This window comes from Buttiauxella sp., from assembly GCF_035271705.1.
Taxonomy (GTDB): domain Bacteria; phylum Pseudomonadota; class Gammaproteobacteria; order Enterobacterales; family Enterobacteriaceae; genus Buttiauxella.
Genome location: NZ_DATERI010000167.1, coordinates 1 through 13,325, shown reverse-complemented (window position 1 = coordinate 13,325; position 13,325 = coordinate 1). Strand labels below are relative to the sequence as shown.

The window sequence follows — 13,325 nt, the reverse complement described above, 5'->3', positions numbered from 1 at the left end:
AAAAATGGTGCCGACTACCGGAATCGAACTGGTGACCTACTGATTACAAGTCAGTTGCTCTACCTACTGAGCTAAGTCGGCATGGAGAACATCCTACACAAAGCAGATCCGCTATGCAATTCCCTTTGAATCGTTCGCTTAAAAATTCAACTCATTGATATTAAATCAACCAGTAGCAGATTAAAAATTGCTCTACAGCTCAAAATTCAACCTGTGATGAGTAACATCAGGCCACGCATACCCCACAATGTTTAGATTTCTGCCATCAGCCTGGGAGCCAACCTCATGTCTATTTTTAATCTGACTAATGACTTTTCTATATCACCATAATAACCACTGTTGTTTATCACAACACCTTTACTGTTTATTAACATCGCCCATCCTGACCAACTGCAACATTACACAATAAAAAACAATAATTATTTTATTTAATATCAAACAAGATAACTAAAACACCATTTCAAATAAGTGATCAAGCTTCATTTTTTTGAAGGCAAAATTAATTAGCATCTTCACCAGTCCAGATGACTGATTTTTTAATTCACACCAGGGAAAGACAAATGAAATGTTTCTTTAAAATAAGCGCCCTTGCAGCATTGTTGGTTTCAGTTTCGTCAGGCGCGGTTACGCTTGACTATCGTCATGAATACAAACCTGAAAGTGGCACGAATGCTGATAGACTTAAGATAGGTCATACTACGCAAGATGGTTATTTTGCGAGTGTCGAGGGTAAAATTTCTGAGAAAACAGAAGTTGATAACGAAGGCTACAAAAACGGCATTGAGAAATACAGTGGCAGCGGTAGCGAAATTGAATTTGGTAAGAATTTCATTATCAATGAACATCTTACTCTTGCCCCAGCGATTAACCTTGATTTAGGTGATACCCATATTGGTTACCGCGCACAGATTAAAGCCATCTACAAATTTAACGATAGCTGGATGACTTCCCTGCGCTGGCGTCCAGGTATTGACGTAAGTGAAAACGAAGGTGTTAAAGATAAAAACTATAACCAATTTAACTGGGAACTTGGTTATGCTTATCAAGACTTCTCAATTGTTGGTGATTTAGAATATCGCTTCACCAACTATGAAGATTATGAAGGTGAACATAATTATTGGCTGTATAACGTTGTGGCCAGCTATAGCATTGATAAGCACTGGAAGCCATATACTGAAGTCGGCTATGTGCCACGTTACAATCAGGACCATGAAAAAGACGAAATGGAAGTTCGTTACCGCGTAGGTATTAAATATACGTTCTAATTCCAGATAATAAAAATCCCGCTCATATGGCGGGATTTTTACTCACTAGCCTGAAATAACGCTAGCCTTCGTTCAATCAATGCTTGATATCGCGCTTTTCCTGGCGGCAATCGGCATTACCAACAAGACCGTCGCGACATTCTTGCTTGGCTTCACGTCCATCTTGACGCTCTTGAGCCTGCTCAGTTGCCAGCGTAGGTAGTGTGGTCATCAGGGTAGAAGCAGCAAGCAGCATTAATGCAAATTTTTTCATGACAAATTCCTTAACGTGGTAAACCTAAAATGGGTTAGCACACCAGTATGGCGGGCAAGAATCATACACTTCAGTTGCCTGGCTCGTCGCGCCAGAAGAAATACAATTTTAAACATGTTTCTATGCACCGATACCGCCCCCTATCCCCTTACAGTCTGTTAGTACTTGATATCACGGGCTTTATCACGGCCTTCCTGCTTATTTTGACGATGATCCTGTCGACAATCAGCATTACCGACAAGCCCTTCACGACACTCTTGCTTGATGTCACGCGACACATCGCGAGTCCCCTGCCTCACATCACGGGCATCCTGGCGTTGTCCTGACTGTTCGGTTGCTTGTGCAGGTATTACGGCTATCAGAGTAGAAGCGGCCAACAGTATCACTGCATATTTCATAGTAAGTCCCCAGAAATGCGAGTCGCGCCAATTTGACGCCCCTAAATTATAGACTTCATGGGAGTTACTGCTTAAATCAAAGCATCTACCGGGGGTCAGAGTGTTGATTACCCGACTAATAAAGATGACAGATAAATCTAATGATGGCCCAGGGCATGGAATGAATTGTTAATAATGTTAAAGCTGGGGGAAAAAGCCGTGATTTTGCGGAAGGATTTTTGAAGGGGCATAAAAAACGGGAGCACCAGGCTCCCGCTTTGAAATCAGCAGAATCGCTAATTACATATGTTCGATCATCGCGTCGCCAAACTCTGAACATTTCAGCAGTTTAGCGCCATCCATCAGGCGTTCGAAATCGTAAGTTACGGTTTTCGCGTTGATTGCACCGCTCATACCTTTAACGATCAGGTCTGCCGCTTCGAACCATTCCATATGACGCAGCATCATTTCTGCAGACAGGATGATAGAACCTGGGTTCACTTTATCCTGGCCTGCATATTTTGGTGCAGTACCGTGGGTCGCTTCGAACAGTGCGCATTCGTCACCGATGTTAGCGCCTGGTGCGATACCGATACCGCCAACCTGAGCGGCCAGGGCGTCGGAAATGTAGTCACCGTTCAGGTTCATACACGCGATAACATCATATTCAGCAGGACGCAGCAGGATCTGTTGCAGGAATGCATCAGCGATTACGTCTTTCACCACGATCTCTTTGCCGGTGTTAGGGTTTTTCAGTTTAACCCATGGGCCGCCATCGATAAGCTCACCGCCGAACTCTTCACGCGCTAACTGGTAGCCCCAGTCTTTGAAAGCACCTTCGGTGAATTTCATGATGTTGCCTTTGTGAACCAGCGTTACGGAATCACGGTCATTGGTGATTGCGTATTCGATGGCTGCACGAACCAGGCGTTTGGTGCCTTCTTCAGAGCAAGGCTTGATGCCGATCCCACAATGTTCTGGGAAACGAATTTTCGTTACGCCCATTTCTTCGCGCAGGAATTTAATGACTTTTTCAGCTTCAGCGCTGTCAGCCTTCCACTCGATACCCGCATAAATATCTTCTGAGTTTTCACGGAAGATAACCATGTTGGTCAATTCTGGGTGTTTAACCGGGCTAGGAGTACCCTGGTAGTAACGCACCGGACGCAGACACACGTACAGGTCAAGTTGCTGACGCAGAGCAACGTTCAGAGAACGAATACCGCCGCCAACTGGCGTTGTCAGTGGCCCTTTAATGGCTACACGGTAATCACGAATCAGGTCCAGAGTTTCTTCTGGCAGCCAGACGTCCTGGCCATAAAGTTGGGTAGATTTTTCGCCGGTATAGATTTCCATCCAGGAAATTTTCCGCTCGCCTTTGTAGGCCTTCTGCACGGCGGCATCAACCACTTTAATCATAGCTGGCGTCACGTCCACACCAATACCATCACCTTCAATGAAAGGAATGATTGGGTTATGAGGAACATTCAGTTTGCCATCTTGCAGGGTGATCTTACTACCTTCCGCCGGAACTACTACTTTGCTTTCCATTAACCTCTCCTTCGAGCGCTTCTTTTTGTTAATGATTTGTAATGTGCGTGTCAATACTACTTGAATATCAGGCCCGCGCCAATCACTGGTGATTTCCGTTATAATGCGTTAATACCTAACGTCTGAAAACACTATGAATAAAACTTCTTTTAGAAATCACCCAGTTGAACGATTCAGCACACGACGTCCAGCCAAAAAAAAGTCTGTTGATGGACCGAAGCGGCTGGTTATCTTCAATAAACCCTACGATGTGCTACCGCAATTTACCGATGAAGCAGGTCGCAGCACGCTGAAAGATTACATCCCGTTACAAGGAATTTACGCGGCTGGCCGTCTTGACCGCGATAGCGAAGGTTTGCTGGTGTTAACCAATGACGGTGCATTACAGGCAAAACTGACGCAACCTGGCAAACGCACCGGTAAAGTTTATTTCGTGCAGGTAGAAGGCTTACCCACGGAATATGCTCTGGAATCACTGCGCAAAGGTGTGACGCTAAACGATGGCCCTACCCTGCCCGCGGGCGTTGAACTGGTTGAAGAACCCCAGTGGTTATGGGCGCGAAATCCGCCCATTCGTGAGCGCAAAGCTATCCCAACAAGTTGGCTGAAAATCACCTTATATGAAGGCCGAAACCGACAAGTACGACGGATGACGGCCCATGTGGGTTGCCCAACGCTGCGCCTGATACGTTTTGCGATGGGTTTTCTGGAGCTCGCTGATTTGGCACCGGGTGAATGGCGGGAAATTCCGCTGAATTTGAAACAGGGTGATTAACGATGTTTAAACCGCACGTTACTGTCGCTTGCGTGGTTCAGGCGCAGGGGAAATTTCTGGTCGTAGAAGAGACTATCAACGGCAAAGCGTTGTGGAATCAGCCTGCCGGGCATCTGGAAGCTGACGAAACGCTGCTTGAGGCCGCTTGCCGCGAATTATATGAAGAAACCGGTATTCGCGCCGAGCCACAGACGTTTATCCGCATGCACCAGTGGATAGCGCCGGATAAAACGCCGTTCTTGCGTTTCTTGTTTGCCATCGATCTTGAAGAACAACTTCCCACCACGCCGCATGATAGCGATATCGATCGCTGCTTATGGCTGGATCCGCAACAAATTGTTAACGCAGGAAATTTGCGCTCGCCATTAGTCGCTGAAAGTATCCGCTGCTATCAAAGCGCCGAACGTTATCCGCTCAGCATGCTGGGCGCATTCAATTGGCCGTTTAGTTAGGGGTGCCAGGCCCGGTGATGCGTGATAGAATATGCCGCCTTTAAGTTCAATGTCGTGAGTTACTCCAATGTCTGAAAGCCCAAAAAAAGTGATCGTCGGGATGTCCGGCGGTGTCGATTCCTCCGTTTCCGCTTACTTGTTGCAACAACAAGGTTACAAGGTGGAAGGCCTGTTCATGAAGAACTGGGAAGAGGACGATGGCGAGGAGTACTGTACTGCTGCCGCTGATTTAGCGGATGCACAAGCCGTTTGCGATAAACTCGGCATTGAGCTGCACACTGTAAACTTTGCCGCAGAATACTGGGATAACGTGTTTGAACACTTCCTGGAAGAGTACAAAGCCGGGCGCACCCCAAACCCGGATATTCTGTGCAATAAAGAAATCAAATTTAAAGCCTTCCTCGAATTTGCCGCCGAAGATTTAGGTGCCGATTACATTGCCACCGGTCATTACGTGCGTCGAGAAGATGTGGACGGTAAAAGTCGCCTGCTGCGTGGGTTAGACAGCAACAAAGATCAAAGCTACTTCCTCTATACGCTAGGACACGAGCAAATTGCGCAAAGCCTGTTCCCAGTTGGCGAGCTTGAGAAGCCAGAAGTGCGGCGTATTGCGGAAGAGTTAGACTTGATCACCGCGAAGAAAAAAGACTCCACCGGCATCTGTTTCATCGGTGAGCGCAAATTCCGCGAATTCCTTGGCCGTTACCTGCCAGCGCAACCGGGTAAAATCGTTACTGTTGATGGCGAAACTATCGGCGAGCATCAGGGCTTGATGTACCACACACTGGGTCAGCGTAAAGGCCTGGGCATCGGCGGCACCAAAGATGGTAGCGAAGATCCGTGGTATGTAGTCGATAAAGACGTTGAGAACAATATTCTGGTGGTCGCGCAGGGTCATGAGCATCCTCGTTTGATGTCAGTTGGCCTGATTGCACAACAACTGCATTGGGTTGACCGTGAAACGTTGACCGAGCCGTTGACTTGTACCGTGAAAACTCGCTACCGCCAGAACGATCTTCCTTGTGTTATCACGCCATTGGATGCGGATCGCATTGAAGTGCGTTTTGAAGAACCCGTTGCCGCCGTCACTCCAGGCCAGTCTGCCGTGTTCTATCTCGGCGAAGTGTGCCTCGGTGGTGGTGTTATTGAGCAGCGTCTGCCGCTCACAATTTAAGAATATACCCTTTAGATTTCGAGTTGCAGGTTGGCGGCCATGGAGCAAATCCCCAAGAGCTTACTTGAGTGAGTAACAGGGGTTTGTGAGTGCAGCCAACGCCCCTCCAGCTTGAAAGATAACGGGTAAAACAAGGACGAAACCCTCGTGGCCAAAAATTACTATGACATCACCATTGCATTGGCAGGGATCTGCCAGTCTGCCCGTCTGGTTCAGCAATTGGCTCACCAGGGGCACTGTGATAACGATGCGCTTCATGTTTCGTTGAATAGTGTCATTGACCAAAATCCAGGCTCCACGCTGGACGTTTTTGGTGGTAACGAAGCCAACCTGAAACTTGGCCTCGAAACCTTGCTCGGCGTGTTGAACGCCAGTAATCGCCAGGGCATGAACGCTGAGCTGACGCGCTACACGTTGAGCCTGATGGTGCTGGAGCGTAAGCTTCACGGCAGCAAGGGTGCAATGGACACACTCGGCTCACGTATTTCTGGCTTACAACGTCAGCTTGAACATTTCGATCTCGAGTCCGATACGCTACTGAGCGCCATGGCAGGGATTTATGTTGATGTCATCAGCCCGCTTGGCCCGCGGATTCAGGTTACCGGTTCCCCTGCTGTGCTGCAAAGCGCACAGGTGCAAAGTAAAGTCCGCGCCTCGTTGCTGGCCGGTATTCGCGCCGCCGTGCTATGGCACCAGGTGGGCGGTGGACGCTTGCAGTTAATGTTTTCTCGTAGTCGCCTGTGTGCTCAGGCCAAACAAATTCTTGCTCAATGTTAACCTCTCTGGAGTTGTAACTTATGGAATTATCCTCACTGACCGCCGTATCCCCTATTGATGGACGTTACGGTGACAAAGTCAGCGCTCTGCGCGCTATTTTCAGCGAATTTGGTCTGCTGAAATTCCGCGTACAAGTCGAAGTACGTTGGCTTCAAAAACTGGCCACGCACGCAGCGATCAAGGAAGTTCCTGCTTTTGACGCAGACGCAATCGGTTACCTTGATAAAATTGTTGACCAGTTCAGTGAAGAAGATGCCGCACGCATCAAAACCATTGAACGCACCACCAATCATGACGTCAAAGCGGTTGAGTATTTTCTGAAAGAAAAAGTGGCGGCCGTCCCTGCCCTGCATGCGGTATCTGAATTCATTCACTTCGCCTGTACCTCAGAAGACATCAACAACCTGTCCCACGCTTTGATGCTGCAAACCGCGCGTAAAGATGTGGTGCTGCCGTACTGGCGCCAGGTTATCGACGCGGTCAAAGACCTGTCAGTTCAGTATCGCGACATTCCTCTGCTTTCCCGTACCCACGGCCAGCCTGCGACCCCATCTACCATGGGTAAAGAGATGGCGAACGTGGCATACCGTATGGAGCGCCAGTTCCGTCAGTTAGAGAAAGTAGACATTCTGGGCAAAATCAACGGCGCAGTCGGCAACTATAACGCCCATATGGTGGCGTATCCGGAAGTTGACTGGCACCAGTTCAGCGAGGAGTTTGTGACTTCTCTGGGCATCCAGTGGAACCCGTACACCACGCAGATCGAACCACACGATTACATCGCTGAATTGTTCGATTGCATCGCCCGTTTCAACACTATTCTGATCGACTTTGATCGTGACGTTTGGGGTTACATCGCTCTGAACCACTTCAAGCAGAGAACGATTGCGGGCGAAATCGGTTCTTCCACCATGCCGCACAAAGTGAACCCAATCGACTTCGAAAACTCCGAAGGTAATCTGGGCCTGTCTAACGCGATGCTGCAACACCTGGCGAGCAAACTGCCGGTTTCCCGCTGGCAGCGCGACCTGACTGACTCCACCGTGCTGCGTAACCTCGGTGTTGGTATTGGCTACGCGCTGATTGCCTACCAGTCCACATTGAAAGGTGTGAGCAAACTGGAAGTGAACCGTGACCGCCTGCTGGCCGAACTGGACCTCAACTGGGAAGTGCTGGCTGAGCCAATTCAGACCGTGATGCGTCGTTACGGTATTGAAAAGCCGTACGAGAAGCTGAAAGAACTGACTCGCGGTAAGCGCGTCGATGCTGAAGGCATGAAACAGTTTATCGACAGCCTCGAGTTGCCAGAAGAAGAGAAAGTTCGCCTGAAAGAGATGACTCCGGCTAACTATATTGGCCGCGCCATCACGATGGTTGACGAGCTAAAATAACGCCTCCAACGCCACCCTTCGCGGTGGCGTTTTTACGTCCCCCCTGTTTACTCTCGGTTTATGCCCTCTGTTCGATAATTAGCGTTAAACTATCAATGCCATTTATATATTGAGGAAATACGATGCGAGTTCTGGTCGTGGAAGATAATGCTCTGTTACGTCACCACCTCAAGGTTCAGTTGCGTGAGTCCGGCCATCAGGTTGATGCAGCTGAAGATGCCAAAGAAGCAGACTATTTCCTGAGTGAACACACCCCCGATATTGCGATTGTCGATTTAGGTTTACCCGACGAAGACGGTTTGAGCCTGATTCGTCGCTGGCGCAGCCACGATGTGACCCTACCCATTCTGGTACTCACCGCACGTGAAGGTTGGCAGGATAAAGTCGAGGTGCTGGGCGCGGGTGCCGATGATTACGTCACCAAACCCTTCCATCTGGAAGAAGTGATTGCCCGCATGCAGGTGCTGTTGCGCCGCAACAGTGGGCTGGCTTCGCAGGTCATTTCTCTGCCGCCTTTCCAGGTGGATTTATCGCGACGTGAATTGCTTATCAACGACAATCTGATCAAGCTCACCGCTTTCGAATACACCATTATGGAAACGTTGATCCGCAATAATGGCAAAGTGGTCAGCAAAGATTCGTTAATGCTCCAGCTTTATCCCGATGCTGAACTGCGTGAGAGCCACACCATCGATGTTTTAATGGGGCGCTTGCGTAAAAAGATTCTGGTTGAATATCAGCATGATGCTATCACCACAGTCCGTGGTCAGGGCTATCGTTTCGATCTGCGTTAATCATGAAATTCATCCGACATTTTTTACCGTTATCGTTACGGGTCCGTTTTTTACTCGCAACGGCTGCCGTCGTGATGGTGCTATCACTGGCCTATGGTGTGGTGGCGCTGGTGGGTTACAGCATTAGCTTTGATAAAACATCTTTCCGTTTACTGCGCGGGGAGAGCAACCTGTTTTATACCCTCACGACTTTCGAAAATGGCCAGATTAATGTTGTCCTTCCAGAAAACCTGAATCTGAAAACCCCGACCATGGCCCTCATCTATGATGACAAGGGGAAGTTGTTATGGAAACAGCGTGACGTGCCGCATGTGCTGCAACAAATTAAGCAAGAGTGGCTCAGCAGCAATGGTTTTCACGAGCTGGAAGCGAATTTTGATACCAGCCACGCCTTGCTGGCTAACGACGCAATGCTACAGACTCAGCTAAAAGATTTTTATGATGGTGATTATAGCGATGATGTCAGTCACTTCATTGCCGTTAATAAGTACCCAGCGACAGGGAAATTGCCCGCCTTAACCATCGTAGTTGTCGATACTATTCCTATCGAGTTAAAACGCTCGTATACGGTCTGGGGCTTGTTTGCCTGTGTTTTTCTTGCCAACCTGTTGCTGGTCGTACCGTTACTTTGGTTCGCCGCGCGTTGGAGTTTGCGCCCTATCGAACATCTGGCGAAAGAAGTGCGCGAGCTTGAAAAGCATGACCGTGACAGCCTGAATCCCGAAACGACACGCGAGCTGACAAGCCTTGTGCGCAATCTTAATCGCCTGTTACGTACCGAACGCGACCGCTATGACAAATACCGCACCACATTGACGGATTTAACCCACAGCCTGAAAACGCCGCTGGCGGTGTTGCAAACCACCCTGCGTTCATTGCGTACCGGCAAACAAAATATCGAAGAAGCTGAGCCGGTGATGCTTGAGCAAATCAGCCGTATTGCTCAGCAAATTGGCTACTATTTGCATCGCGCCAGTATGCGCGGTGACAGCCCGTTACTGGGCCGCGAACTTCATCCCGTGGCTCCGTTACTCGACAGCCTCTGTTCGGCGCTCAATAAGGTGTACCAGCGCAAAGGCGTGAATATCACATTGGATATCTCGCCGGAAATCACGTTCGTGGGTGAGAAAAACGATTTCATGGAAGTGATGGGCAACGTGCTGGATAACGCCTGCAAATATTGCCTTGAATTTGTTGAGATCTCCGGTCGCCAGCTGGATGACACACTGCATTTATTCGTTGATGACGATGGCCCTGGCATCCCTGAAAGTAAACGCAGCCTGGTGTTTGACCGTGGGCAACGCGCTGATACCCTGCGCCCAGGCCAGGGTGTGGGTTTATCCGTCGCCCGTGAAATCGTAGAACAGTACGACGGCCAGATCCAAACCTCGAGCTGCGAACTGGGTGGCGCGCGCATGGAAGTGATTTTTGGGCGTCAGCGTCCAGACCGAGCAGAAGATTGAAAATACTCCCGTAACAAGCGGCACCATCCGTTATAATCCTCGCAGGCTCATTCACCTGCCGGATAATAATATGGACTATCAACTCGACCTAAATTGGCCCGATTTTATTGAGAACTACTGGCAAAAACGACCAGTCGTATTAAAACGTGGCTTCAAAAACTTCATCGACCCTATCTCTCCAGATGAACTGGCCGGCCTTGCTATGGAAAACGAGGTGGACAGCCGCCTGGTTAGCCATCAGAACGGCAATTGGCAAGTTAGCCACGGTCCATTCCAAAGCTTTGACCATCTGAGTGAAAACAACTGGTCACTACTGGTCCAGGCGGTTAACCACTGGCACGAACAAAGTGCCCGATTAATGCGCCCATTCCGCGCGCTGCCAGACTGGCGAATTGACGATTTAATGATTTCTTTTTCGGTCCCTGGTGGTGGCGTTGGCCCTCATTACGACCAGTACGATGTATTTATTATTCAGGGCGTTGGCCGCCGTCGCTGGCGTGTAGGGGAAAAAGCGCCTCTGAAACAGCACTGCCCGCATCCTGACTTACTGCAAGTTGAACCGTTCGACGCCATTATCGACGAAGAACTCGAGCCGGGTGATATTATCTATATTCCGCCTGGTTTCCCGCATGAAGGTTACTCGCTGGAAAACTCGATGAATTACTCTGTCGGTTTCCGCGCACCCAGTGGCCGTGAGTTAATTAGCGGTTTTGCTGATTACGTGCTGCAACGCGAATTAGGCAGCCAGCGTTATACCGACCCTGATGTGCCTGTGCGCCAGCATCCTGCGGATGTTCTGCCACAGGAAGTGGACAGCTTGCGTAACATGATGCTGGAGCTTATTAATCAGCCTGAGCATTTTAAAACTTGGTTTGGTGAGTTTATTACTCAGTCACGTCATGAACTGGATGTCGCGCCACCAGAACCGCCCTATCAGCCTGATGAGATTTACGACGCCCTGAAACAGGGTGACGCGATTACTCGTTTAGGTGGGTTACGCGTGCTGCGTATCGCCGATGAGATTTACGTCAACGGCGAGAAGATTGACAGCCCGCACCGCCCAGCCCTTGAAGCACTGGCAAGCAACATCACGCTGAAAGCAGAAATGTTTGGTGATGCGCTAGAAGACCCGTCGTTCCTGGCGATGCTGGCAGCACTGGTGAACAGCGGGTACTGGTACTTCGAGGATTAATGCCCTCTCCCGCCTTCTCAGTTTATACCCGTTAGCATTCGAGTTGCAGGTAGGCGGCAAGGGAGCAAAACCCCAGGAGCTTACTTAGGTAAGTGACTGGGGTTTGTGAGTGCGGCCAACACCCCTGCAGCTTGAAGGATGACGGGTATTTAATGAATGCCCAGCACAACCTCACCATCTATCATTGCCAGCCCAGTCGCGGTGCGGATAAAACGCGGCGCTTTCAAATCCTCAGCCAGCATGCTCAGCAATTCAAACAACAATCCGCTGATGTGCTCCTGTTTTTCCAGCGAGACTTGTTGGTTTAGTAACACCATAGTTAATGCGGAACAATAATCACAGGTTGTATCTGAATCAGTTGAGAGTGGACGGCGATATTCATCAACATGATTTTCCTTCACCGTTAATTGTTCAATAAGATGTTTTGGCAACGGCGATTTTAAAACCACCTTCAACACATTCAACCCTGCCAATAAACGCCCACACAGCGCTATATATTCAGCGTGGTTATCAGTTTCAATTAATTCATCAGCGTAACGCTGGCAAATATCCAGCACCTGAAATAAATCGTGCGTGTCACCCAGTGGGAATTTCAACAAGGCTGCGATACTCCCTGCAATAACAGATTGATTATCAGTAATTTCAGCGCAAACAAATGTGTTACTATCGGCGATAGCCATAGCGTTACTCCTAAACAGTTTATAACGTTTGTGGTTAGCCCTCGTTTGGTGTTACAGCACCAGGCGGGGGCGATTCATTTATACCCTTTATACTTCGAGTGCACCGGTGTTGGCGTGCCAGCTCAATGCAACTCGAATTACTTTGGGTATAAGGTAATATTGTTTTCTATCCACTTACCTTCTGCTAAAAGCACTGTACAAGTCAACAGTAGAACCCAGGTTAATTATTGGAAACCAAAAATCTTCGGCGTGAGTCACAATTAGATGAAAAATTAGACAAGGGATTACATAGAGATATTAATTCTATAAATTAGTTTTTCTGTTTTTATATAAAGACAGAATTAAAGGCGTAATTTACCCAGTATTGAAATAAGGGGCGCTTGTGAAAGAGATCAATGTTTTTAACGCTTTGATGGTCGCAAACAACTATCCAGTAGCTAAACCAATAACCCAAAATACAATGGCAGATTTGATACGAAACAGCCCACCATCGGTGTGGGATGCAAATAAAAAACCCGCCTATACCGACGTGCAGCGCCTTCTTATCACACGGCAAGACTACGCCCATATGTTCGAGTTAATGGATGGGTTGGAGTACAACGGATTGACGTTTTACGGTCTTGCCCAAGCTGAAAACGGGGAGCCTTTATGGTCCAATATTTTCATCCGTAATTTTGATGTGCGAGAGAACGATATATATGTTGATCCAAACCTGTCTGACAAGGTGGTGATCGGAGAGGATGGTATGTCGGTATTCACGTATAGCTTTGCTGCCGACCACTTTGAAATCCGCGATAGGGTATCAACCGACTACGTTATCGAAACGCATGATCAATTCAGCGACTTCCTGTCCGCCGCTTTGAATACGGTAAAATGATAGTTGGCTAAGCGCGAGCTATGTCCATTTTAGAAGTCTGAAAACGGAATGGGTGCCGGAGAATGGATACGTTAATTTTAGCGAAACCAGCACAGCGATAATAAATTACATCACATGATTCTGGCACTATATTCGTAATCAGTCAGCGCATACCCTGAATCACTTAAAGTGTAATTCTCAGGGTGCGAATGACTATATTTGGCATTAAACAGACTGTTAACCATAAGCAATTACAACATAGGGGCTCCCGCCCCTTTATATTTTCTACCGTCCCAACCCGCAATTGGCTATGTTAGCTCTGCTT

At 48.4% G+C, this 13,325-nt stretch carries 14 protein-coding genes and 1 tRNA gene; 10 read left to right on the top strand and 5 right to left on the bottom strand.

Annotated elements, in window-relative coordinates; genetic code table 11:
* Positions 1-5: 5 nt before the first annotated feature.
* Positions 6-81, bottom strand: a tRNA-Thr gene (locus tag VJY99_RS15280).
* A gap of 479 nt (positions 82-560) precedes the next feature.
* On the opposite strand from VJY99_RS15280, the gene VJY99_RS15275 reads away from it, so the two are divergent.
* Entirely contained in the window at positions 561-1,265 is a 705-nt protein-coding gene (locus VJY99_RS15275) for an oligogalacturonate-specific porin KdgM family protein (protein WP_324119940.1), read from the top strand.
* A gap of 76 nt (positions 1,266-1,341) precedes the next feature.
* Here the strand turns inward: VJY99_RS15275 and VJY99_RS15270 are convergent, their stop codons facing one another.
* From VJY99_RS15270 to icd, 3 genes are all read right to left on the bottom strand, one after another.
* Positions 1,342-1,518 carry a hypothetical protein gene (locus VJY99_RS15270; protein WP_324119938.1) on the bottom strand — a complete coding sequence of 59 codons (177 nt, stop codon included), beginning with the start codon at positions 1,516-1,518 and terminating at the stop codon, positions 1,342-1,344.
* 158 nt (positions 1,519-1,676) lie between these two features.
* Entirely contained in the window at positions 1,677-1,916 is a 240-nt protein-coding gene (locus VJY99_RS15265; protein ID WP_324119936.1) for a hypothetical protein, read from the bottom strand.
* 279 nt (positions 1,917-2,195) lie between these two features.
* Positions 2,196-3,446: an NADP-dependent isocitrate dehydrogenase gene (icd, locus tag VJY99_RS15260; protein ID WP_324119934.1), complete on the bottom strand. Its 1,251-nt coding sequence runs from the start codon at positions 3,444-3,446 to the stop codon at positions 2,196-2,198.
* A gap of 133 nt (positions 3,447-3,579) precedes the next feature.
* On the opposite strand from icd, the gene rluE reads away from it, so the two are divergent.
* The 8 genes from rluE to VJY99_RS15220 all read left to right on the top strand — a co-directional run bounded on the left by rluE (position 3,580) and on the right by VJY99_RS15220 (position 11,464).
* Complete coding sequence (rluE, locus tag VJY99_RS15255; RefSeq protein ID WP_324119932.1) at positions 3,580-4,221, top strand: 23S rRNA pseudouridine(2457) synthase RluE; 642 nt, start codon at positions 3,580-3,582, stop codon at positions 4,219-4,221.
* 2 nt (positions 4,222-4,223) lie between these two features.
* Positions 4,224-4,673, top strand: a complete 450-nt coding sequence (locus VJY99_RS15250) for an NUDIX hydrolase (RefSeq protein ID WP_324119930.1) — start codon at positions 4,224-4,226, stop codon at positions 4,671-4,673.
* Positions 4,674-4,740: 67 nt separating this feature from the next.
* Positions 4,741-5,847: a tRNA 2-thiouridine(34) synthase MnmA gene (gene mnmA, locus VJY99_RS15245; protein ID WP_324119928.1), complete on the top strand. Its 1,107-nt coding sequence runs from the start codon at positions 4,741-4,743 to the stop codon at positions 5,845-5,847.
* Between the two features lie 147 nt (positions 5,848-5,994).
* Complete coding sequence (hflD, locus tag VJY99_RS15240) at positions 5,995-6,624, top strand: high frequency lysogenization protein HflD (protein ID WP_324119926.1); 630 nt, start codon at positions 5,995-5,997, stop codon at positions 6,622-6,624.
* Between the two features lie 20 nt (positions 6,625-6,644).
* A complete protein-coding gene (purB, locus tag VJY99_RS15235) occupies positions 6,645-8,015 on the top strand; it encodes an adenylosuccinate lyase (RefSeq protein ID WP_324119924.1) in 1,371 nt (456 codons plus the stop codon).
* A gap of 122 nt (positions 8,016-8,137) precedes the next feature.
* The gene (gene phoP, locus VJY99_RS15230; protein ID WP_324119922.1) at positions 8,138-8,809 is read left to right on the top strand and encodes a two-component system response regulator PhoP; all 672 of its coding nucleotides are present in this window, start codon (positions 8,138-8,140) and stop codon (positions 8,807-8,809) included.
* Positions 8,809-10,272 carry a two-component system sensor histidine kinase PhoQ gene (phoQ, locus tag VJY99_RS15225; protein WP_324119970.1) on the top strand — a complete coding sequence of 488 codons (1,464 nt, stop codon included), beginning with the start codon at positions 8,809-8,811 and terminating at the stop codon, positions 10,270-10,272. The genes phoP and phoQ overlap by 1 nt, the downstream gene beginning before the upstream one ends.
* A gap of 70 nt (positions 10,273-10,342) precedes the next feature.
* Positions 10,343-11,464: a cupin domain-containing protein gene (locus tag VJY99_RS15220; RefSeq protein WP_324119920.1), complete on the top strand. Its 1,122-nt coding sequence runs from the start codon at positions 10,343-10,345 to the stop codon at positions 11,462-11,464.
* A 149-nt stretch (positions 11,465-11,613) separates the two neighbouring features.
* Here VJY99_RS15220 and VJY99_RS15215 read toward each other — a convergent pair whose 3' ends face one another.
* Positions 11,614-12,144 carry a hypothetical protein gene (locus VJY99_RS15215; RefSeq protein WP_324119918.1) on the bottom strand — a complete coding sequence of 177 codons (531 nt, stop codon included), beginning with the start codon at positions 12,142-12,144 and terminating at the stop codon, positions 11,614-11,616.
* 382 nt (positions 12,145-12,526) lie between these two features.
* Between VJY99_RS15215 and VJY99_RS15210 the strand changes: the two genes are divergently transcribed.
* Positions 12,527-13,021: a YrhA family protein gene (locus VJY99_RS15210; RefSeq protein ID WP_324119916.1), complete on the top strand. Its 495-nt coding sequence runs from the start codon at positions 12,527-12,529 to the stop codon at positions 13,019-13,021.
* Positions 13,022-13,325 lie beyond the last annotated feature (304 nt).